This window comes from Leucobacter sp. NPDC058333, from assembly GCF_042726155.1.
GTDB lineage: Bacteria > Actinomycetota > Actinomycetes > Actinomycetales > Microbacteriaceae > Leucobacter.
Map to the genome: position 1 here is coordinate 326,438 of NZ_JBHXHV010000003.1, position 21,952 is coordinate 348,389.

General features: G+C 62.8%; 21 protein-coding genes and 1 tRNA gene. 14 read left to right on the top strand and 8 right to left on the bottom strand.

Annotation, left to right across the window (positions count from 1 at the left end; all coding sequences use genetic code 11):
• The first annotated feature begins 17 nt into the window (after window positions 1-17).
• The 3 genes from ACFWHR_RS12020 to ACFWHR_RS12030 all read left to right on the top strand — a co-directional run bounded on the left by ACFWHR_RS12020 (window position 18) and on the right by ACFWHR_RS12030 (window position 2,738).
• Entirely contained in the window at window positions 18-1,022 is a 1,005-nt protein-coding gene (locus tag ACFWHR_RS12020; protein ID WP_382448533.1) for a beta-ketoacyl-ACP synthase III, read from the top strand.
• Window positions 1,023-1,132: 110 nt separating this feature from the next.
• Window positions 1,133-1,381, top strand: a complete 249-nt coding sequence (locus tag ACFWHR_RS12025; RefSeq protein WP_010157098.1) for an acyl carrier protein — start codon at window positions 1,133-1,135, stop codon at window positions 1,379-1,381.
• A 118-nt stretch (window positions 1,382-1,499) separates the two neighbouring features.
• The gene (locus ACFWHR_RS12030; protein ID WP_382448534.1) at window positions 1,500-2,738 is read left to right on the top strand and encodes a beta-ketoacyl-[acyl-carrier-protein] synthase family protein; all 1,239 of its coding nucleotides are present in this window, start codon (window positions 1,500-1,502) and stop codon (window positions 2,736-2,738) included.
• Between the two features lie 3 nt (window positions 2,739-2,741).
• On the opposite strand, the gene ACFWHR_RS12035 is transcribed toward ACFWHR_RS12030, so the two are convergent.
• On the bottom strand, window positions 2,742-3,197 hold the full coding sequence (locus tag ACFWHR_RS12035) for a VOC family protein (RefSeq protein ID WP_382448535.1): 456 nt from the start codon (window positions 3,195-3,197) through the stop codon (window positions 2,742-2,744).
• 121 nt (window positions 3,198-3,318) lie between these two features.
• Here ACFWHR_RS12035 and ACFWHR_RS12040 point away from each other — a divergent pair, with 121 nt between their 5' ends.
• Complete coding sequence (locus tag ACFWHR_RS12040) at window positions 3,319-4,101, top strand: glutamine amidotransferase (protein WP_382448536.1); 783 nt, start codon at window positions 3,319-3,321, stop codon at window positions 4,099-4,101.
• Between the two features lie 70 nt (window positions 4,102-4,171).
• Here the strand turns inward: ACFWHR_RS12040 and efeB are convergent, their stop codons facing one another.
• The 5 genes from efeB to hemQ all read right to left on the bottom strand — a co-directional run bounded on the left by efeB (window position 4,172) and on the right by hemQ (window position 9,193).
• Window positions 4,172-5,512: an iron uptake transporter deferrochelatase/peroxidase subunit gene (efeB, locus tag ACFWHR_RS12045; protein WP_382448537.1), complete on the bottom strand. Its 1,341-nt coding sequence runs from the start codon at window positions 5,510-5,512 to the stop codon at window positions 4,172-4,174.
• A 4-nt stretch (window positions 5,513-5,516) separates the two neighbouring features.
• Window positions 5,517-6,722 carry an iron uptake system protein EfeO gene (efeO, locus tag ACFWHR_RS12050; RefSeq protein WP_382448538.1) on the bottom strand — a complete coding sequence of 402 codons (1,206 nt, stop codon included), beginning with the start codon at window positions 6,720-6,722 and terminating at the stop codon, window positions 5,517-5,519.
• Window positions 6,719-7,669, bottom strand: a complete 951-nt coding sequence (gene efeU / locus ACFWHR_RS12055; RefSeq protein ID WP_382448539.1) for an iron uptake transporter permease EfeU — start codon at window positions 7,667-7,669, stop codon at window positions 6,719-6,721. The genes efeO and efeU overlap by 4 nt, the downstream gene beginning before the upstream one ends.
• Before the next feature lie 188 nt (window positions 7,670-7,857).
• A complete protein-coding gene (locus ACFWHR_RS12060) occupies window positions 7,858-8,346 on the bottom strand; it encodes a Dps family protein (RefSeq protein ID WP_382448540.1) in 489 nt (162 codons plus the stop codon).
• Window positions 8,347-8,467: 121 nt separating this feature from the next.
• Window positions 8,468-9,193 carry a hydrogen peroxide-dependent heme synthase gene (gene hemQ, locus ACFWHR_RS12065; protein ID WP_382448541.1) on the bottom strand — a complete coding sequence of 242 codons (726 nt, stop codon included), beginning with the start codon at window positions 9,191-9,193 and terminating at the stop codon, window positions 8,468-8,470.
• A 220-nt stretch (window positions 9,194-9,413) separates the two neighbouring features.
• Here hemQ and ACFWHR_RS12070 point away from each other — a divergent pair, with 220 nt between their 5' ends.
• From ACFWHR_RS12070 to ACFWHR_RS12115, 10 genes are all read left to right on the top strand, one after another.
• On the top strand, window positions 9,414-10,181 hold the full coding sequence (locus tag ACFWHR_RS12070) for a FadR/GntR family transcriptional regulator (protein ID WP_382448542.1): 768 nt from the start codon (window positions 9,414-9,416) through the stop codon (window positions 10,179-10,181).
• A gap of 169 nt (window positions 10,182-10,350) precedes the next feature.
• Window positions 10,351-10,424: transfer RNA gene (locus ACFWHR_RS12075), tRNA-Ile, on the top strand.
• Window positions 10,425-10,820: 396 nt separating this feature from the next.
• A complete protein-coding gene (locus ACFWHR_RS12080; protein ID WP_382448543.1) occupies window positions 10,821-11,027 on the top strand; it encodes a helix-turn-helix domain-containing protein in 207 nt (68 codons plus the stop codon).
• Window positions 11,028-11,290: 263 nt separating this feature from the next.
• Entirely contained in the window at window positions 11,291-12,346 is a 1,056-nt protein-coding gene (locus ACFWHR_RS12085) for a hypothetical protein (RefSeq protein WP_382448544.1), read from the top strand.
• A gap of 337 nt (window positions 12,347-12,683) precedes the next feature.
• The gene (locus tag ACFWHR_RS12090; protein ID WP_382448545.1) at window positions 12,684-13,715 is read left to right on the top strand and encodes a ParB/RepB/Spo0J family partition protein; all 1,032 of its coding nucleotides are present in this window, start codon (window positions 12,684-12,686) and stop codon (window positions 13,713-13,715) included.
• Complete coding sequence (locus ACFWHR_RS12095) at window positions 13,708-14,490, top strand: hypothetical protein (protein ID WP_382448546.1); 783 nt, start codon at window positions 13,708-13,710, stop codon at window positions 14,488-14,490. Before ACFWHR_RS12090 ends, ACFWHR_RS12095 begins: the two co-directional genes overlap by 8 nt.
• Window positions 14,491-14,492: 2 nt before the next feature.
• Window positions 14,493-14,633, top strand: a complete 141-nt coding sequence (locus tag ACFWHR_RS12100) for a hypothetical protein (protein ID WP_382448547.1) — start codon at window positions 14,493-14,495, stop codon at window positions 14,631-14,633.
• A gap of 190 nt (window positions 14,634-14,823) precedes the next feature.
• Complete coding sequence (locus tag ACFWHR_RS12105) at window positions 14,824-15,630, top strand: hypothetical protein (protein WP_382448548.1); 807 nt, start codon at window positions 14,824-14,826, stop codon at window positions 15,628-15,630.
• Window positions 15,631-15,747: 117 nt separating this feature from the next.
• Window positions 15,748-17,127: a hypothetical protein gene (locus tag ACFWHR_RS12110; RefSeq protein ID WP_382448549.1), complete on the top strand. Its 1,380-nt coding sequence runs from the start codon at window positions 15,748-15,750 to the stop codon at window positions 17,125-17,127.
• 136 nt (window positions 17,128-17,263) lie between these two features.
• Window positions 17,264-20,599: a hypothetical protein gene (locus ACFWHR_RS12115; RefSeq protein WP_382448550.1), complete on the top strand. Its 3,336-nt coding sequence runs from the start codon at window positions 17,264-17,266 to the stop codon at window positions 20,597-20,599.
• Window positions 20,600-20,674: 75 nt separating this feature from the next.
• On the opposite strand, the gene ACFWHR_RS12120 is transcribed toward ACFWHR_RS12115, so the two are convergent.
• The gene (locus ACFWHR_RS12120) at window positions 20,675-20,866 is read right to left on the bottom strand and encodes a hypothetical protein (RefSeq protein ID WP_382448551.1); all 192 of its coding nucleotides are present in this window, start codon (window positions 20,864-20,866) and stop codon (window positions 20,675-20,677) included.
• 74 nt (window positions 20,867-20,940) lie between these two features.
• On the bottom strand, window positions 20,941-21,609 hold the full coding sequence (locus ACFWHR_RS12125; RefSeq protein ID WP_382448552.1) for a DUF6349 family protein: 669 nt from the start codon (window positions 21,607-21,609) through the stop codon (window positions 20,941-20,943).
• Between the last annotated feature and the right edge of the window lie 343 nt (window positions 21,610-21,952).

Here is a 21,952-nt window from a genome sequence, read left to right on the forward strand (position 1 = left end):
GAAACGGAACCGTGCACATGCCTGCTCTCGTGCAGCCCTCGGGCCCTGCTCACTCTCGCATTCTCTCGATTGGTGCCGCCCGCGGTGACCTCGATGTACCGAACGACGACCTCGTAGGTCCGATCGACTCGTCCGATGAGTGGATCCGCCAGCGTACGGGAATCGTGCAGCGCCGCCGCGCGAGCCGTTCAGTCGAGGCGGTCGACCTCGCAGTCGCCGCTGCCGAAGAGGCCATTGTAAAGTCCGGCCTCGACCGCTCTGAGATCGACGGCGTCATCATCTCGACGATCTCGAACGTCGCCGTGACCCCGTCGATGGCTGCCCTTGCGGCGCACCGCCTGGGGCTCACTCCTGCCGCGGCGTTCGACATCTCCGCTGCGTGCGCAGGGTATGTCTATGGCGTCGCTCAGGCGGACGCTCTCGTGCGCTCGGGCGTCTGCCGCAATGTGGTTGTGATCGGCGCCGAGAAGCTGTCTGACATCGTCGACCCGACCGATCGCAGCATTTCGTTCCTGCTCGCGGACGGTGCCGGCGCGGTTGTTGTCGGACCGAGCGACCACACGGGTATCGGCCCGACGGTGTGGGGTTCCGATGGCGAAAAGTGGGACACCATTCGAGTCACCTCGACCTTTGAGGAGTACCGCAATAACCCCGGCGTCGTGCCTTGGCCGACGCTGCGGCAAGACGGCCAGACGGTGTTCCGCTGGGCGGTCTGGGAGATGGCTAAGGTCGCTCGCCAAACACTGGAGGCCTCCGGTATTGAGGCGTCCGACCTCGCCGCATTCGTACCCCACCAGGCCAACATGCGCATTGTCGATGAGTTTGCGAAGCAGTTGAAGCTGCCGGATACCGTGGCGATCGCGCGCGACATCGAGATGCAGGGCAACACATCGGCCGCATCAATTCCGCTCGCGCTGCACGCGCTTCTCGAAGAGCGCCCCGAGCTGTCGGGCGGTCTCGCACTGACGATCGGATTCGGCGCGGGCCTCGTCTACGGCGCCCAGGTCGTAGAGATCCCCTAGCCGCGCCCATCCGGCCGAGCCGCGCGAGTCTCGCGCGTCGGAGCGCGCGATGGCGTCGCGCGACATACACTTTTCACCGACCGAAACCCCAATTCAAGGAGAAACACACAATGGCATTCAGCAATGAAGAGGTCCTTGCAGGTCTTGCAGAGCTCGTCAACGACGAGACCGGCATTGCAGCGGACGTCGTCGCACTCGACAAGTCGTTCACCGATGACCTCGACATCGACTCGATCTCGATGATGACGATCGTCGTCAACGCAGAAGAGAAGTTCGACGTCAAGATCCCCGACGAGGAAGTCAAGAACCTCAAGACCGTCGGCGACGCCGTCGACTTCATCGTGAAGGCTCAGGCCTAAGCACGCGGTATCGAGCGGAGCGCGGCGGTCAACGGACGCCTCCACCCTGTAAGGGTTCCGCCGCGCTCGCTCTTCCACTTACTTTTCCAGCCCCTCTCAGAACGCGGAGCACGAACACATGACGAAGAAGATTGTCGTTACCGGCATCGGCGCCTCCTCGCCCATCGGCGGCACGGCCCCCGATAGCTGGCGCGCACTGCTCGCCGGGGAATCCGGTGTTCGCACGCTTGAGAACGATTGGGCTGAGCAGTACGGCCTCGCCGTAACGTTCGCCGGCACCGCAAAGGTCGACCCCGCCGAGGTGCTTGAGCGCCCGGTCGCTAAGCGCCTCGACCCCTCCAGCCGGTTCGCGCTCGTAGCGGCACAGGAGGCCTGGGCCGACGCGGGCAGCCCTGAGGTTGCCCCCGAACGTCTCGGCGTCGACTGGGCCACGGGCATTGGCGGCCTCTGGACGCTGCTCGACGCGTGGGACACCCTGCGCGAAAAGGGACCGCGCCGTGTCATGCCGCTCACGGTTCCGATGCTGATGCCGAACGCGCCCGCGGCCGCGGTCTCGATGCATCTTGAGGCCCGCGCATACGCGCGCACCGTAGCCTCTGCCTGCGCTTCGAGCACTGAGTCGATCGCGAACGCGTACGAGCACCTGCAGCTCGGGCTCGCTGACGTCGTGATCGCCGGTGGCGCTGAGGCTGCGATTCACCCGATTACGCTCGCGTCGTTCAATTCGGCGCAGGCGCTGTCGAAGCGCAATGACTCCCCCGCTACGGCCTCGCGACCGTACAACACCGACCGCGACGGCTTCGTGATGGGCGAGGGCGCCGGTGCACTCGTGCTCGAGACCGAAGAACACGCGATCGCTCGCGGCGCGAAGATCTACGCCGAGATCGCGGGCGGCGGCGTAACCGCCGATTCGTACCACATCACCGCGAACGATCCCGAGGGCCGCGGTGCAAGCCGCGCCGTACACCTCGCGCTCGAACAGGCGGGTGCGACACCAGACGAGGTCACGCACATCAATGCGCACGCCACCTCCACTCCCGTCGGAGACATCGCGGAATACGTCGCGTTGCGCAACGTGTTCGGTGATCGCATCACCGATATCCCGGTGTCGGCGACGAAGGCTGCGACCGGTCACCTGCTGGGCGGAACCGGCGCGCTCGAGGCGATCTTCACGGTGCTCGCGGTGCAGCATCGCATCGCTCCCCCGACGATCAACCTCGTGTCGCAGGATCCCGAAATTCCATTAACTGTGTCAAGCGCCGAGCAGTCGCTCGGTGAAGGACCTCAGCTCGCGATTTCGAACTCGTTTGGCTTCGGCGGCCACAACGCCGTGCTGGCGATCCGCTCCTACAGCTAGGCGCTACCCCGCCGCACAGAACTCGTTCCCTTCGGGGTCGGCCAGCACCCACCAGTGCCCGGCCGGCCCCTGATCCATTTCAGTCAGCCGCCGAGCCCCGAGTGCCTCGAGTCGGGCGACATGCGCCTCAAGAGATGTGTTTGCCGCGTGGACATCGATGTGCAGCCGGTTCTTGACCGCTTTCGTCTCGGGCACGTCCTGGAACAGAATCCGGCGGCCTGAACCCACTCCGCTCAGGGCATCGTGCGGATCATCTGGGTGCCGAATGGCGCTATAGCCTCGAAAACGACGCGACCCAGGAGCTCCCACGGTCGCTCCTTCAGGGAGCTGCCCCGCTTCAATCAATTGTTGTATCAGCGGTTCGGGATTCTCTACGACGTACTCAAGCGCCGCGGCCCAGAACAGTGCGAGCTGCCCGGCGTCGCGGGCGTCGATAACTAGTTTCCAGTGGAGTGCCATGCCACAGTTGTACTCCCCGGTTGCCGCTCGCACAACGGGTGCGCCGACACTCGGAATGCCAGCATGACCGCAGATGACGCGTGACACGCTCGGGAGCGGCGCAGAGCGGTACGGTAGAGGGATGAAGCCGTTTCTGCTCATTACGACGCGCGGCGAAGACGACGTCGCGGCGCATGAGCACGCCGCCTACTGCCGGCTGACCGGACTGCTGCCGGAAGAGCTCGAGTGGATTCGCGCTGACCGGGCGTCGATCGGCCCGATCGATTTTCCGCGCTATTCCGGGATCATCCTTGCTGGCAGCCCATTCACAGTCAGCGAGCCTGAGGATCGCAAGTCGCCGATCGAGTTGCGCGTGGAGCAGGAGCTCGGAGCGCTGCTCGACGATGTGGTGCGCCGCGACTTCCCGTTCCTCGGGGTCTGCTACGGCGTCGGCACAATCGGCTCACACCAGGGAGCGCGCGTCGATCGGACCTACGGCGAGCCGTCGCAGGCTGTGCGTATCAGCCTCACGGAGGCTGGGCGCGATGACCCCCTGTTACGTGAGCTACCGCCGACGTTCGATGCGTTCGTCGGGCACAAAGAAGCCATCAGCGAGGTTCCGGCGAGCATCACCGTGCTCGCAAGTTCGCCCACCTGCCCCGTGCAGGCGTTCCGCGTCGGCAGCAATGTCTATGCCACCCAGTTTCACCCCGAACTCGACACTGCGGCGTTCACGGCGCGCGTGCGCTCCTACGCGGGCCACGGCTACTTCGAACCGTCGCAGGTCGACACGATCATCGCGACGGCCGAATCGGCCGATGTGCGCGCATCGCACATGGTGTTGGGTCGTTTCGTCGAGGAGTATCTCGATAGCAACCGCGGCCAGCGCGGACCAGTGGTCGCGGGCATCGCGCACGCGAGCTGACGCAGCGCACCCGAGTAAACGCAGCGGCACACCTGTTCTCTCAGCGCACGCCACTGCTAACGAATTACGGCTAGTCAAACAGCGATTGCGCCAGGAACTCGCCGCGCTGCACTCCCCCGGGCACCGCCCAGAGGCCCGATCCGATGTGACGAATGTACTCGTTGAGCAGGTCTGACTTCAGTGACCGCTGTACCCGCACGAACGCGGCCGGGTCCCGCTGAAATGAGATAAAGAACAGCCCGGCACCGAGTTGCCCCAAGCCGTTCGATCCGTCGACGTAGTTGTATCCCCTGCGCAGCAATCGCATCCCTGAATTGTGGTCGGGGTGCGCGAGACGCAGGTGCGCTGCCATATCAATCGCGGGAACCGAAGCATCGTCGGCGTGCGGCGAGGTAAAGTCGGCGGCGGTGAACTCGCCGCCGCCCGACAGTGGACCGCCCGCGAGCTTAGTGCGGCCGATGATGCGTTCCTGCTCGCCGATCGACGCACGATCCCACGTCTCGATGGTCATCTGAATCTTTCGCGCCACGAGATAGCTGCCGCCACGCAGCCAGGCAGGAGCCTCGTCGCCAGCCCAGATGTGCTGATCGAGAGCCTTCGTTTCCTCTGACATCACATTGGCGGTACCGTCTTTGAAACCGAACAGATTGCGCGGGGTGTCCTGCGATCGCGTGGTCGATGATGTCCGCCCGAAACCGAGTTGGCTCCATACGAGGTGGGCCCGGCCCGCTGCGATGCGCGCGAGATTTCGAATTGCGTGCACGGCAACCTGAGGATCGTCGGCACAGGCCTGCACGCAGAGATCTCCGTCGCTCTGATCGGCCTCGAGCAGATCAAACGCGAACGACGGCAGAGGGACGAGCGCCTTCGGCAGCCGAGCCCGGATGCCGAAGGGATCCTCAACACCATCACGTTCGTCGAACAACGCGCGTCCTAACCCGAAGGTGAGCGTCAGGTGAGCAGCGTTCAACCCCTCAGCTTCGCCCGTGTCCTCCGGCGGCAACAGCGCGTTATCGGGCTCGACCCCCGTTCCGATTGCGCGACCCAGCGTGAGCGTTTCCGCGGCAGCCGTCCAGTCGGTGAGCAACTGAATCAGGTCGTCCCGAGATGCACCAGAGAGCATACGGAATGACGCGAAGTGCAGGCGATCCTGCGCCGGCGTCGTGATCCCGGCCTGATGCGCGCCAAAAAACGGCACCGTGCGCGAGGTACCGGTGCCCGGGCCTGCCGTGCCCGAGTGCGCGATTGAGGCAGCGACACCGCCAGCCGCAGCTCCGGCCGCGAGTCCGGCAACACCCGCTCCGACGAGGCCCAACAGGCCTCGTCGCGACGGGCGGAGGGGCCCCGCGGCCGCAGCCTCGGAGCCCCCCGCCTCGTCACCCGGGTTCACGGATGATGGTGCATCGTTCATGAAGCTAGCTTGCCACGACCGCCGCTGTGAGCTTTGACAGCGGCTCGCTCAGCGCACTCAGTTTGGCAGCGAGTTCATTTCGCTCTGACTGCGGCACGGTGTCATAGGAGACGAAGCCGTCATCGTAGTTGCCGTAGGTTTCCAGCAACGCGAACATATCGTCGAAACGCTTGTCGAGCTCTGCGACGAGCTTGTCTTCGCCGTTGGCCACAGCGGCTTCACGCACGGTATCGAATGCGACCTCGGCGCCCTCGACGTTTGCGGTGAAGTCGTACAGGTCTGTGTGCGCGAACTCGTTCTCTTCACCGGGCAACTTTCCGTCGGGCGCCGCAATCTCGTCGAGCAGTCCCTTTGCGCCCTCCGTGATGTCAGCGAGAGTCAGCGTGAACTCCGGCGAAGCGACCTTGTCTTTCAGATCGGTGACGTCCGCGACGAGCTGATCGCCCACCTTTGCTCGCTGATCAGTTGTGAGCGGCGTGAGGTCGGGATCTCCAGCGTAATCGCCATTCGCGACAGCGGCGTCGTGCCACAGGTCCATTTCAATGCGATGGAAACCCGTGAACGGGATACCCTCTTCATCTGCGCCCGGCTTGCGGTAATCGATCTTCGGATCGAGATCACCGAACTGCTCGGCCGTCGGCTCGATGCGCTCGTAGCTGATGCGGGCGAGCGGGAACAATCGCTTCGCCTCCTCGTCATCCCCAGCCTTGTACGCGTCGACGAAAGCCTGCACCTGCGGCAGCAGCTCTTCGCTCTGCGCCTTGACGTAACCGATGTACTGGGCGACGATGGCGTCGTCCTCCGGCGAAGTGGAAAGCTCTTCACCGGCAACGGTAAACGCGGCCTGACCAACGCCCTCGCCGATCATGCCTGGCTTGCAGCTCGTGAAGTAGTCGCCAGGACCAACCTGCACGGTGAGATCACGACTTGCACCTGGCGCGATATTCTCGACTTCCCCGACGATCGTGAGCTCGTTACTGCCGAGTACGTAAAATTCATTCACCTTCGAACCGTCGTTGGTCACCGAGAACGTCACGGTGCCGCTCTGCGCTTTCGCACTTTCAACGGCGCAGTCGGTATCGGTCGCTTTGACGGCGATCGCATCGGCGGAGGGGGCCGCGTTCGGCACGCAGCCGGTGAGCAGAAGCGCGCCAGCGGTTATTGCGAGCAGAGCGCCGCCGGTGCGCCGGCGAGAAGGGGCGATGTTCACAGGGATCCTTTCGAGGTGGCGAGGGCCGGAGCGGCCGCCGCGCGGTGCGTGCGGATGGCCCGTCCCTGCGCGAGCGAGCCACGCAGGAACAAGGTGAGAGTAGGAACTAGGTAGGCAAACCACGCGATAACTTCGAGCTTGGTCATTTCGGGTGAGAACCCGAAGACGCCCTTGAGCAGCGCGCCGAGGAAGCCATCGGGCGCGATGATGTGCGGAATGCGGAATGCCCACGCGGCGTCGCCGTACCAGGACGCTGCAAAAGCACTCACGCCGGGCGGCGGTTCCGCAAACGGCCCTGGAAGCACCGCGGCCTCCTGCAGGTCGTGGATACCGTAAGCGAACACCCCAGCGGCAAAAATGATCAGGAGGATGCCCGACCACCGGAAGAACTGGGTGAGATTAATGCGGATCATGCCGCGGAACAGCGCCCAACCGAGCACGATCGCGAGCACGATGCCCGACACCGCGGTGGCGAATCCCAGGAGGGGTGAGAGCTGACTCGCACGCGTTGTCGCCCAGATAAAGAGAGCGGTCTCGAGCCCCTCTCGCCCCACTGAAATGAACGCGAGCACTGCTACGCTCCAGCCGCCTCCCACGAGCGCGCGGTCGACTTGCCCGCGCAGTTCGGAGCTGAGACCGCGCGCCGCACGCAGCATCCAGAACACCATCCACGTGACCATCACGACCGCGAGGATCGAGAGCGTGCCGCCAATGACTTCTTGCGCCTGGAACGAGAGCCCGTACGCACCAAATGTGAGGACGGCGCCCACGACCATCGAAAGTAGGATCGCGGCTGAGATACCGACCCAGATCTTTTTCGCCGCGTCCGGGCGACCAATCTGCTTCACGTATGCGAGCAGCACGCTCACTACCAGCGCCGCTTCGAGCCCCTCGCGGAGTCCGATCATCAGCGTACCGATCATGCGAGGGCGCCCTTCATCAATCATGAGACCTGAGTAAGGATGCCCTTACAGAGCGAATTTACCACAGATTCATCTGATGTGAACGCACCAAAAAAGCGGGCGCGATCCCGGGAAGGATCGCACCCGCTTTGCGAGGCGTTGCGCCGTGAGTGTTCTATTCCCTCTGGCGCGCTAGGCGTGCAGCGTCTGCCGTTGAAAGACTGATGGCCAGATTACTCAGCGAAGTGCGACGACAGGAACCAGCGATCCTTGTCGAGCTGCTGTGCAATAGCAATCACGACGTCCTGGCTCACCAGGTCAATGTCATCGAGACCCTTCACCGCCGCATACACGGTTTCGAGCGTCGCATCGATCTGCGCGACGACCTCGCGAACCGTGACCTTCGACTGCTGGAAGCCGTCGCTCAGCTCGGGAGTCGTGGTGCGTGCAGCTACGGTGCCGATGCGAGCGTCGATCGGGAGGCCCAGGGCCACGATGCGCTCCGCGACCGTGTCAGCGGCGTCTTGTGCGTTCGAAACGACGACATCGAGGAACTCGTGGACCCCAATGAAGTTCTCGCCACGCACGTGCCAGTGGGCCTGCTTGCCGTTCACTGCGAGCGCGACGAGGTCGTGCACAACGGGGGTCAAGTACTGCGCCACACCGGTGGGACGGTGGAGGTCGCCCTGAGCTGCTGGAACAGTGATCTGCTTAGTAGACATCGAGTGGGTCCCTTTCGTTCGTGTGACTGAGTACCTTCACACTACGCCGATTTCGCGACCGCGCAAGGTAGGCAAGGCTGGGCTTAACGCGAGGTAAACTCCCAGATGACGTGCAGGAACGTTACTTCACGGCGCGCTCGAGAAGCACCTCGGCAGAGCGCCGCGGGCCGGTGAAGAATGGCGTCTCCTCAATCACGTGGCGGCGCGCTTCGACGGCGCGCAGCTCTCGCATCAGGTCCACGATGCGCACGAGGTCGTCCGCCTCAAACGCAAGCAGCCACTCGTAATCGCCGAGCGCGAACGACGCCACCGTGTTCGCGAGTACGTCGCCGTAGTCACGAGCGGCCATGCCGTGTTCCCGCAGCATCTTCCCACGATCAGCGTCTGGCAAGAGGTACCAGTCGCGCCCCCGCACGAACGGGTAAACGCAAACAAAATCCTTGGGATCGTCTCCCGCCAGGAACGCAGGTACGTGGCCGCGGTTAAATTCGGCGGCGCGGTGCACGCCGACATTCGACCAGACGGGTGTAAGGCGACCGCCAGCTCCTTCCCACAGTGTGCGATAGGCGCGCTGCAGCGACTCGGTAGTGGGGGCGTGCCACCACACAAGCAGGTCGGCGTCAGCTCTGAAGCCAGAAACGTCGTACCAGCCACGCGTCGTGAGGCCTTCAATTTCGCCGAGCTCTGAAATGAGCCCCTGCACCGTCTGAGTCGTCGCAGCGGCGATGCCGACTGCGCCAGGATCCCGAGTCTCCTTGAACACCGCATACATGGTGAAGTTCGTCGAGGCGTTAATCTGTTCCGCCACCCCGCTGTGGTCAACCTGCGGTCGCTGTTCGTCACTCATTGTGTTTGCCCCTCGTCCGGTTGTGCTGCGGCGTTCATACTGCACGCTACCATCGCTCAATCTGTAGATCTGATGTGCCACATCTGATGTGAAGGCGATCGCTTTGCGGCAACACGCTCCGTCTCGTTGGGTGTAGAGCGAGCGAGTCGCCTTGCGAAGCGTGCGCGGACGGTCCGATACCATTGAGCAAACGTCCATTCGGCTCGGCAAGAGGTCCACTATGTCCACTCCCCTGCGTGGCTCGCAGAAGGCTCGAGACACCCTCGACTATCTGCGTGACAAGATCTCGTCAAGCGCTTGGGCAGTCGGCGACCTCATCCCCAAAGAGCCCGAGTTGATGGAGCTCATCGGCGTCGGCAAATCAACCGTGCGCGAGGCCGTGCGCTCACTCGCAGCGTTCGGAATGCTCGAGACGGTGCCTGGCGTTGGGACATTTGTGCGCTCGCGGACTCCCGTCAGCACGCTGCTGACCGAGTTTCTCGGCGATCACGACCTCGAAGAAGTGCTCGTGTATCGACGCTCGCTCGAGATCGAGGCCGCGCAGCACGCAGCGGTGCACCGCAGTGAGGAACACCTCGAAGCGCTTCGCGCCGCCGCGCTACGCGATCAGCATGCCGACGACGACATCGTGATGACGTGCGAGCAGAGCACGCTCCCGGGCTCCTTCCACCTGCTCGTCGTCGAGGCCAGCGGCAGCAAGCTGCTGCTCGATCTGTATCTCGGCGTGATGTCGGTGTTGCAGCGCGCGAGCGCTCAGGGCCGCGTGATTCTCGGCACCACGCTCGAAACAATGCACCTCGACCACGGCGCGGTGCTCGCAGCAATCGAGGCTCGCGATGTGCGCAACGCAGCCCATTCGATGGCGCTGCACGTGGACCGCGACCTCGGGCTGCGCACCGACATGCTCGACTTCAGTCAGCACACCGAGCGCGCAACGTCGCTCATCGACGCGGGCTACGACCCGGGCGAAGTCGCGGCCGGGCAGTAGCCCGGGCCTTGCCTTCGGCCGCGCTGACCACGAGGGTTTGTGCCGAGAACGAGTGGTTTTCCGCGGGGTATAGCCTCGGTCTCACGCGGAACCCTCGTGTTCGACGCCGCCCCGTGGGGCTTGCGCGCCGGTGCGGGCTGGCCGTGGATAAGATAGAACGGTTGCCCAGGGGGCGTTAGCTCAGTTGGTTAGAGCACTGGACTCATAATCCATCGGTCGCGGGTTCAAGTCCCGCACGCCCTACTCCTTCGGCTCCCACTGCTGCCGTAGTGGGAGCCTTTTGTGTCCCATTGAGACGTGCGGGGCGACGATCGTCGTCGGTTTCTCCGAGTAGGAATCCGACTGTCGTCTCAAGTTCGCTCGCAATTTCGATGAGCTCGTCAAGATACCAGCGCCGGTGCCCATTAAGTTTCAGACTAAATGCCGAACGGTCCCGCCCGATCGTCCGAGCAAGCGATGCCACTGACATATGACTTCGCCAAAGCAACATTGCAATCCGCTCCCCCGTCACGTCTGGAGTAATGGGTGCTTGAGATTCGATCTTCGCCATAATTGCGATCCTACGTGATCGTTTGCACAACGCAACACGACCAGCCTCATTGTGTTGCGATTTGCAACAGTTCGCGATACTGTCAAACCGTGCCTACCTCAAACCATGAAGCCGCCAACACGCTCGACAGTTTGCGAAAAGAGCGCGACCTGTCTAGGGCTTGGATAGCTCGCCGCATCGGACGCAATGAGATGTGGGTATCTAGAAAGCTGAACGGCAAGGTCCCTATCACTATTGATGACTACAACCTGCTGCTTAGAGCCATCGAATCCGTGACGCCAGAAGTGAATCGATAAAGCAAGAACCCCCGGAGCTGGAACTCCGGGGGTTCGGCGACATCCCGAAAGGAATATCAATTCGTGTCTCTGAAGAACGACACGGTCTCACGCGCAGTTGACGAACTTGGATGTGAATCTGCCGCTCACGAGCACCCTAATCTTCTCACGCCTGAGATGTCTGTTTTAAAGAACGTTAAACCCAGGCAGGGTATGCACCTTCTCGGTTCTGTCGATCCGAAGCAATTCGATCTCATCAGCTACTTAGACCGGAAAACTCGGCGATGAATGATTATCGAATCGTCCGTCCTCGGCTCAAGTTCGAGTCTGAATTTGGTCAGCACCGCAACTGGTGGGTACGCGACAGCCGCCTCACCGGCAACCCGCTGAGCGTGCTGTTGTACCTGCTCTCGCACGATCCTTCGAGAATGCCCACGCAGACCGAAGCCCGCAAGCAATTGGGGCTCGGCAAAGATGCGTGGATCAGTGCGAAGAAACGCCTATTGGAGGCCGGCTTCATCATCGAGGTGAGAGACCGGTATCCGGCTGGCTTCGTCGACGAGATGGGACGCCCGAAGGGTGGCCAGAAGCGGTACCGTCTCTTCCTGCAAGACCCAAACGAGGGGTACTTTGTCGCTGAACATCTGGCTATTTTGGAGTTCGACGAGCCGTACGAAGAGTTCCTAGCAGCCAACGAGGAAACCCGTGTCGGGTTTTCCGAAGCGGCTGACAAAACCCCTGATCGTGTGGACGGCGGATTATCCGCCGTCCGCGGGAAACCCGCGACGGGTAACCCGAAGGCTGCGGATAATCCGCCGTCCTTAGAGGAAGAGAAAACTAGGTTAGGTCAGGTTGGTTATTACGCTTCATCAAACCAACCAACCAACCACACCACGCGCGAGCGTGAAGTCGACGCGCAGCTCGAAGCTCTCGCCCCCGGATGCGGGCTCACCCTTGCTGCGCTCTCTCGTGAGGTGCAGGGCCGCGTTGATCTCTCTACGGTCGACGTGGTCCAGGCGACACGTGACACGCTCCTGAGAGCCGCTGGGCGCGTGAACAAGCCCGCGAGTTACATCGCGTCGGTTATCGCCCGGTACCCCACGAAGTGGCCGGTGGGTGGCGACGGAACCGCACCTTTCGATCCAACGCCGCCGGCGTCCGGATTCGCTACGGAGCGGCACGCATCTGCCTGTGCGCGTGGAGAGCACTGGTGGGGAAATGAGAAGCTCCCCGAGATCGACCGGTCTCACTGCGCTGACTGCGGCCAACCCAGGCGTAACGTCGATTCGGCGTTCGCTGAGCTCGAAGCGGAACTCCTCGCAGTGAGTGGTGATCGCTGATGGGCCGCGTGTGGCGGCGCGAAGTCGTCGCGATCCGCTGCGAAGCCCGCTCATGCAGCACCTCAGAGCCGCTGTTTCCAGCACTGTCGCATGAAACCACCTGGCACGATCACGCAGCACAGCTCGCGTCGATGGTCTCTCGCGGGTGGGCGATCGTCCTAACTCCCAAGTTCCGCACGTATTGCCCCAAGCACGCCGACCGAGCACGTGAGTGCACGTGTCGCACTAATCCGTCTCGCCGGCACCTTTGCGTGATTCACGCTGAGGCTGCCGCCGCACTGGTCTGGGATGCAGATCAGACTCCTGCCGAAGTTTCACTATTCCTGAAGGTTGCATCATGACGAACACCCTGCTCCCCGAAAACGTCACCATCCGCTCCACCGAACTCGATGTCGACACCATCATCGTGCGCCAGCGCCAGCGCGAGGTCGATGCCGACCACGTCGAGCTGCTGCGTCGCTCAATCGCCGAAACGGGTAAGCAGATCGTCCCAATCGCGGTCTCCGAACGAGCAGGCGGAAGGCTCGTGCTCATCGACGGCGCACACCGCCTCGAAGCTGCCAAACAAGACGGCCGCACCACGATCCGGGCCGAGGTCTACACAGGTCTCGACGAGAACCAGGAAGACGTACTCGAATTCGTTACCAACCGGGCACGTCGGGATCTGTCACCGCTGGAGATCCTTGCCGCTTGGGAGACATTCGATCTTCCTCTGTACGAGTTGAAAACGAAAGAGAAGCAGTTGTCGGGATTGCGTCAGGGCAATGAAAGTCCCGTTATTCCCGCCGGGAATAACGGGCGGCATGAGGCCTCAGTAAGCATCAGCGAAGTCGCCAAAGCGAAGACGGGTCATAAGCCTGAGTGGCTAGACCAGATTCGCACCATCCGCGATCTTTCCGTTGACGAGAAGATCGAGCCCGCAGTTCGTGAAGTCGCGCAGCGAGCGGTCGAGAAACTCCGTGATTCCAAGGCGAAGGTAGGGCCTGTGTTCAAGGAGGTGCAAAAGATCTCCGCCGCCGTCCAGCGGCAAGCTGAGGACCCCGAGGCGTTGCAGCTCCGAGACGCAGAGGACCGCCTCGATGAGATCGTCCGTCACACAACACTGCTCCAGGAGAAGCTGGACGGCAATCTCCGAGACTTTCTGCTGCTGGCTGGCCGTAGGGGCCAGATGGGCCGAGACATGCTCCGAGCGACGCGTGTAGCCCTCGTCCGCTCCCTCACTTCAGTGGTTGTCATCGAGTGTGAAGTGAGTGAAAACGCTTCCGAGAGCCTGCAAACGATCGGCCGAGAGGTCACGACGTTGCTGTTTCAAGAGTCGACGAAGGCCCTGAGCCTACGTCAGGCCGAGAGTGAGGCAGCAGATGTCTGAGATCGAGAAATTCACCCCCTGGCGGCAACGAAAGATCCTGACCGATATCGCTGATACCGGTGCTGCAGCGCTCAACACTGCTGAGGGTGCAGCGTTCATTGAGCAGCTCTACAAGCATCTTTCGCCGAGCCTGTCGGCGGTCGCGAAGTCGTGGGGATACCACGTCGACGACGACGAGATCGTGAACATGATCATCGAACGCGTGCTGAGCACCCGCAACGACTCCGACAAGTGCCCGGTACGTTACGCCGCGGGCGCTGACGATCCCTGGGGGTACCTCTGGCAATGCGCGCGGCGGTGGGCGCAAGAGATGTGGGGTACCCGCGGGCTTCCGCTCGAGTACGCCGAGTTCACCGGATACGAACCATTCCGAGAGAACGAGTCCACCGAGGACGGGACGACGTTGAAGGAGGTCGTTGACAGCACGTTGGCGATACTCGCGCAGGTCATTGACCCAAAGCATGTCGAGGCCGTGAGTGAGTTGCTGTGGTGGATCGCAATCAACCCGCCGCAGCGCCTCTCGTACGAGGTCGATGATCGTGTCGCAGCGCATCGCCATTGCCCTTCGCTCACGATCGAGCAAGTCGTCGCAGTGATCAAGATCGCGCGTGGTTCGCGTCATCGCACCGAGGAGACAAGCCTGTTTGGGCAGTTCCTCAAAAACGCAGAGTTCCGTTTCTCAGACTCCGGTTCACATACGCGCGCGCTGACTCACTTCAAGAACGCTTTCAGGGCTGGCGAGCGCGGATCGCTCGCCCTCACGGAATGGATTTGACCATGAACGACTACACCGAATACCCCGTGCTCATGTGGATGCTCACGACGGCAGTGCTCGCCGTCGTGATCGTGGGGGCCGCAATACCTCTCGTCGCCGGATTGACCACGTTCACATCAACCAAGAACGGACAGAACCGATGACAATCGATGACGTTTATTCCGCGGTCGTACGGTACGCAGTCTCCGCAATCGGTGTAATTCTGTTCGTCTGCATTGGGCTTTGGCTCTGGGCACGGAGAGACCCGTGGATGCATCTCAAGGATCCTCGGAGCAGCGACTCTGAGGATTTGGATGACGCGGAAGTCCACCACGCTGAGCGGGAGGACTACTGATGTCGAAAAAGCCGAGCCGCACCTGGGCGATGGTGGCGTCTCTCGGTATCCCGCTCGCGATTGTCGGCGGGGTCGCGATGGCGATCTCGTACGTGACGCTCATCGACGTTGCTCGAGTGAATGGTCTTCCACTTCCTGAGCTGTACCCGATCCTGATCGACGTGGGCAGCGTGTCTACGATGATCGCTGCGGCCCAGTTCAGGCTGCATGGCGTGAAGGGGCGTTGGCTTGCCTATTCGGCGTTCACCTTGCTCTCTGGGGTGTCTATCGTGGCGAACGCTACCCATGCGTGGCGGGCGGCAGACCTGACCCTCACGAGTGCGTGGGCGGCCGCCATCCTGGCGTCGACGCCGCCCGCGATCTTGCTTGCCATCACGCACCTGGTGATGAAGCTCATCCCGGATGAGAAGGAACGGGCCAAGCTGCAGGCGCGCCGTGAACGGGCGGAGGCGCCCGCACGTCGCGTGGAAGTGCAGCACGCGGTGCCCCTGGCACCGCAACCGGTCGACCCTCCTGTGGAGCAATCACCACGGGAACTGGCCCACGCCGGGGAAGCGCATACGAGCTCACTACATCTGGTCGACGGCGGGTCGGCCGAGAACCCCGAGATCTCCGAGAGTGAAGTCCGTGATCGTGTCCTGGAGTTCGTGCGCGAGGAGTCGAGACGCCCCACCGGCAAGCTCGTCGGCGAGTGGTTGGGGAACAAGCACGCGAAGACGGGGCAGCGGTTCTTGAAGCGTATGGAGGATGCCGGCGACTTTGAGGAACACGAGATCCCTCAGTTGTCACAGGTGAACGCCCACTGACACCAATACGGAAGGCCACGAATTGGCCACACCCAGTAGTTTCCTAAAATTATGACTGTCTGTGGCTCCCGCTACCTTTAGAGCGTGGCGAAGCCCGAACGAAAGGAACACCAGATCATGGAACCCGTAAGCGGTCCCTCAGAAGTTCAGCAGCAGCCAACGACGGCTGCCGGTCACCGGAAACGCAATCTCTGGATCGCGGCCGGCGTCGCTGGTGCACTCGTCCTGGGCGGTGTCATCGCGACTCCGCTCATCCTCCAGAACGTGCGGGCAAAGGAATATCAAGCACTCAGTGCTGATCTCGCCAGGTCGCAGTCTGCAACCCTGGAGGCTCATGCGGATCTCGATGCCGCGGTTGTGTTGAGCACGCTGCAGCGTGATGAAGTCCAGGGTTTCGGCAAGGAGCTGCGCGAGTTGGGGAAGACGGCTGACCCAATTCTCACGAAGAAGCAGACGGCGAGCATCACGAAGACCGCTGCGGCAATGGACAAGACGATCGGGAAAGCTCCCAAGCCGTCGGATCGTGCGTCAAAGCTGGTGAAGTCGGCGAAGAACAGCATCCAGAAGATGCGCGACGCTGATGAGAAGGCTGCCGCGGCCGCGAAGAAAGCCAAGAAGGATGCTCCCGCCGCCACGGCACCCAGCTCGTACCTCACGCTGTCGCTTGAGGATATGCGAGCGGTCGTCAATGACGAGTCGCCGGAGGCAGTAGATAGTGCTGTGGCGCCGGAGAAAGTGACTCCTGCAACGCTCGATGCTGTGCGAGCTGACATCAAGGCGGCGAACACGGAACTCTCGACGACCGAGGACGCGATCGCCTCTGAGACAGATCGCTCGCAGACCTACACGGAGGCGGTTGCTGCGACGCTGCCCGATCTGGTGGCAGTATCTGAGTCCGTTCCGAAGCAGGCCAAGGCTGTGAACGCCGCGGCTCCGAAGTCGGGTGATGCTGCGAAGGTCGTGACCACGTCTGCGGCGACCGTGCAGAAGACCGCTGCGGAGAAGGCCGTGACCTCGCAGCGAGTGGCCACGAAGCTATCGGCCTACGTGGCTTCGGCGAAGAAAGCTCAGCAGGCACACGCTGACCAGGTTGCTGCCGAAGAGGCGGCCGCTGCGGCTACGGCTGGCCAAATGGGTGGCGAGTCCGTTAGCGAGACCGGCACGTACACCGAAGAAACAGGGTACGGCTGGGATACCGGCACTGGTGGCGGTTGGGCTCCTGGCACGGGCGGCGGAACGGACGCAGGTGCTGGTGGTGGCGGTGGCGGAACGTGGACGCCTCCGGCCCCGCCCACTGACGGCGGCGGCGGAGCCCCGAGTACAGGCGGTGGCGGGGGCGGCGCTCCGAGCACTGGCGGCGACGGTGGCGGCGCACCGGCTGGTGGCGGAGGTTCTGCTCCGGCCACGTCCTGCCCTCCCGGAACGTATCCCACCGGGTCATGGGACAACATCACTGGCGTTCACTGCCTAGCCAACGGCACCGACGAAGGCTGGTAAGCCAGAAAGTTCTCTCTTGGGAGGGTGCGCCGCTAACGGCGGAGCACCCTCCTTTTGTGTGAGCTGCGCAGGAGTATGCATCTTCCTTGCGCAGGCGGCAATCCGTCTGTGAATAGACAGACAGGAAAGGCCTTTCATGTCACTGACAGAAGAAGGATCGTTCACACGCCGTGAACGCCGAAAGCGTCGAGGGATCACTCGGCGAGCTGGAGTGCTCGTGCTCTCCGGCTTTCTCGTAGCGAGCGGCGTTGGCTTGGGCACCGTGCTCATTCCGGCGCAGGTCGCGCAGGCGGCAACCCCCGGTGCAGGACTGTACGACGGTGCCGGTTCCGGTATCGGCGCGCTGGTCCACTCGGACGGCACCGTCGTGTATTGCCTGGAGATGGGGCAGATTGTTCCCGAAGGTACGGACGCACCACTGCAGCCGGCCTCCGGTGTCGACGGGTACAGCTTCCAGGGCTGGTTCAACGGCTTCCTCGGGATCAACGGCGCGTCAGGATCGGCCGGTGCGCTGAGCCCCGCTGACACTGAGGCGCTGAAGTTCATCCTCGGGAACTGGGGCACCACCTCCGACAACGGGCAGGCAGCCGCCGTGCAGCTCGCCGTGTGGGATCTGCGCTCCGCTTCGGCCGACGCCGGCTACAACGCCACGATCAACCAGATCAAGCAGGCGCTCGCTGGCATGGGCCAGCAAGGCGTCGTCGACCAGGCCGCCGCAATGGTCAACGAGGGCCGCGCGTACGCTGCGAACCCGGGCGCTGGCAGTGGCCCGGTGAACCAGCCTGGCGCACCCGTCATCACCCCGACTGGCGCCTACACGGGGTACGTGGAGGTGCAGGCTGGCTCGAAGCACATGGAGATCGAGAACGGCAAGCTCATCGCTCAGCCCGGCGTCGATGTGTCGGCTGACGGCAAGACCGCCACGATCACCGATGGTGCCGCGCACCAGATTCAGTGGGAGGGTATGCCCCCCGAAGGGTACGAGTTCGGCCGCTACTACCAGGTTAAGTTCACGGGCGGTTTCGAGTACACCGTCTCGCAGCCTGGCGAGCTCGTCATCTCGGATCAGGGCGGCCTGAACCAGAAGATCGGCATCTCTACTCCCCCGACGACTGAAACCCGTGCGGGCGACTTCGAGGCGCAGTACGTCGACCCCGACACGATCTGGGCTCCCACCCTCACGTCAATGACCGTCACCAAGAAGGTGAAGAAGGGTGAAAAGTACTCCGACACCCTCAACTTCGCCGCTGACCCCAATGTCGGGTCTGGCATCTGGCGTCACCAGTTCGGCGCTGATGGCAACATCCGCTACGCGCCGATCACGGCCAAGGGAACGATCTACGGACCCTTCCTGCAGAACCCAGCGGAAAACCCCTCGGGGACGGTACCAAATAATGCACCTGTTGCTGGCACCGCGGAGCTGACGACCACCACCGCTGATGGCCCGAACAAGACCTACGCGATTCAGTCCGATGATGTCGCAAAAGAGACCGGTTATGTGACGTTCGTTTGGGAGATTGACGCGAAGGATCAGCTTCCCGCGATCGTTGCTCCGAAGCCGATCCAGGGGAAATCTGCCTCGTCGTTGCCGGAGAACTACCACTTCACTGACGGCTACGGCCAGGAGAACGAGTCGCAGTGGACCCCGACCGAGCTGGAGTTCAAGAGCGACCTGTCGGCGTCTGAAATCACCATTGGTGATGACTACACCGACGCCCTCGAGGTAAACCTCGCGGGCGGTGGCGGCTGGTTGCAGACGGACGGGAAGCGGACTCCCGCGACCGTTCGCGGCACGGTGTACGCGTCGGACTCGAAGCCGAAGCAGCAGGAGAAGGCCCCGAAGGATGCGCAGGTCGTGCAGACCACGCAGCTCGTCGTGGATACCCCGGGCCAGAAGCTGACCTCGGATATTCTGTCGCTCCCGATCGACACGAAGGCGAACTACATCACGGTTCAGTGGTGCGTCCTCGACGAGGATCAGCCCGCGAGCAGCAAGGGCAAATTTGAGGAGACCTGTGACGATTACGGCGTTCCCGCCGAAACGGCAAAGGTACTCCGTCCCGAGGTCACCACGCAGGCGCAGAAGACCGGCGCGGTCAAGGGCGATATCCAGGACGTCGCGAAGGTCGACGGCGGCCTGCCGAGCACCTCGAAGTGGGATCTCGCCGTTGATTTCACCGCGTATCTGAAGCCCGTCGCAGGCGAGCCGAAGTACGACGAGAACTGGAAGCCCGTTCACGACGCCGCAGGTAACCCGGTGCTGTGGACTGAGGCCGAGGTCAAGAACCCTGACGCGGTGTGCGCAGCACAGCCCGTCGCTCACACCGACGATGTCGCAGTCACCAAGCTCGGCGAGGTCACCTCACCGAAGGTGAAGGCAGAGACCGAAGGCACCGTGTACTGGGTTGAGGAACTGACTGCTACTCCGAAGGGCGGCGGCGACGAGGTCGTGCTGCACACGGGTGAGTGTGGCCTCCCGAACGAGACCACCACCGTCAAGACCCCCGAGGTCACCACGAAGGCAATCGAAGAGGGTGCCGTTCGCGGCAACATCCACGACGTTGCCGACGTCAAGGGTCCGCTCTCTGAGCGCCCCGAGGTGTCCTACGAGGTTGATTTCACGCTGTACCTGAAGCCCGAGGCCGGTCAGCCGAAGTACGACGAGAACTGGAAGCCGATTGTCGACAAGGACGGCAAGCCCGTGCTGTGGACCAAGACTGAGGTGAGCGACCCGGACGCTGTGTGTGATGCACAGCCCGTGGCGCAGACCAAGCCGGTCCAGGTCGACGGCACCGGCAAGGTGAAGTCGCCGGACGTGGTCACGAACTCTGCGGGCACCACGTACTGGGTCGAGGATCTCAAGGTCATCGACGGCGACGAGCCCCCGGTATCGCTGCATACCGGCAAGTGTGGGCTCCCGGACGAGACCACTGTGGTCAAGGAGCCGACCGTTCACACCGAGTCCGCAGGGACGGTGAACGTGGGCGACGAGATGTTCGATACCGCGATCGTCGATGGCCCGCTTTCGGATCGTCCCGAGGTTGAGTACAAGGTCACGTTCAAGGCGTACGACCGTGTCGAGGGTGAGCAGATGGTGTGCTCGACCGAGCGCGAGCTCAAGGACTTCGAGGACGCAACTGGCGTGAAGGTCACCAAGGCCGGATCGTACGAGTCGAACAAGGTCGTCACCCGCGAGGAGCACGTCGGCCTGGGCGGCTACGTCGAGACGCTGGTGCGTGTCGAGAATGGTGTGGAGACCGTGGTGCACGTCGGTAAGTGCGGCGAGAAGTCAGAGAACTTCGAGATCACCCCGAAGCCGGCACTCGCGGTCACTGGTGGTGCCGGACTGCTCACCGTGGGTACCGCAGCACTGCTGCTTATGGCTGCAGGTGGAGCACTCGCTTTCTTCCAGGCACGCCGTCGCCGCTCCGAGCTGGCACTGAACGGAGGTGAAGGAACACTCGCTAGCTGAGCGCTGAGCACGCACGCAGAGGGTCTTGGGTCGGTATCACACCGGCGCAAGGCCCTCTGTTGTTGTGCGCGCCGGTCAACTGGCACCGAGGATGACCTGGAGCGTGTCGACGGTGGTCACGAAATGCAGGTGCATTCCGACCGCGACGATGGTCGCTCCGACCGTCATCATGTGGAGCAGGAACGTTACGGCGGCGAGGAATGCGTAAAGCATGGCCACCCGGAAGAACAGACCGAACGGCGAGCGAGGGATGAGTAGACGACGCATGAGATGATCTCCTGGAGGTGCGGATGGAGACTGGGTGACGTGTCAGCGCCACCCAGTCATGTGGTGGTGGGGAGTTACAGGGCTGAGTCGGAGAGGTCGTACCCACCCCAGGGCGAACGGCCGGGGACGTGTCGGGTTCCCACTGGGTTGCGTGCGGTGACGATGGGGTGGCCGGGTGCTTGGGCTTCGAGCGGGTAGTGCTCTTCTACCCATTCGCGGAGCGGGTTGCGGTGGCGTGGCGGGATGCCCTGGAGCCGCTGCGGGACGACGGGGAGGGTGCGCCATCCGGGGACTGCGTGGTCGTGCCAGGTTTCGATCACGAAACTCTCGTCGTTGCTTTGATACCGCCAGTTGCAGGGCTCGCAGAGTGCTTGGAACTGGGTATCGCCGGGCAGGTTCTCGCCGTGGTGGTCGTGTTCGGCTTCTCGGCAGCTGGTTTCTGCTGCGTAGAGCACGAATTCGTGGTTGTCGATCGCGAGGCCGTGTTGGGGTCCGAACATGTATCGGCTCCACATGTGGCTGTCCGGGATGCAACCGTGGTTGCCGTACTCAAATCGGTACCGGTCGAAGGCGGCGTCTAGCTCGGCTGAAGTCCGGTGTTCTTCGTGGTACCGCAGCGGCGCACCGTCCCAGGCGGGTGTGGCGGCGAGGAGCGCGTCGTGGAGAAGCGCGTCGATGTCGAACGCGAGCTGAGCGGTGTTCATCGGTTCTGGTCCTTCTTTACTGCCGGTGAGATCCAGCACTTGTAGATCGCCACGGTCCACACGATCACTGCGGTAATTGCCCCTGCTGCTGACCCAATCTGATCCATCACCTTGGTTCTCCCTCTCTCGATTCCCTCCCTCACGTTTTTTTGCCGTGAAGGCACGAAGTGACTTCTTGGGCGGGCGGCGCAGAACCTATTCGAAGGGGCAGGCCCGCGCGGCGCAGACGCGCGAGAATGCCCCGTCAAGCACGCACGCATCGCGGGTGGGCGGTCGAATGGGTGGCGCGCTGAACGCACGTAGAATGCCGCAGGCTTCACGGCAACAAAACGGGGCGCAGCCCTGGTAAGGAATGGGCCGGCCTCCGTGCCGGCTCGTCCGG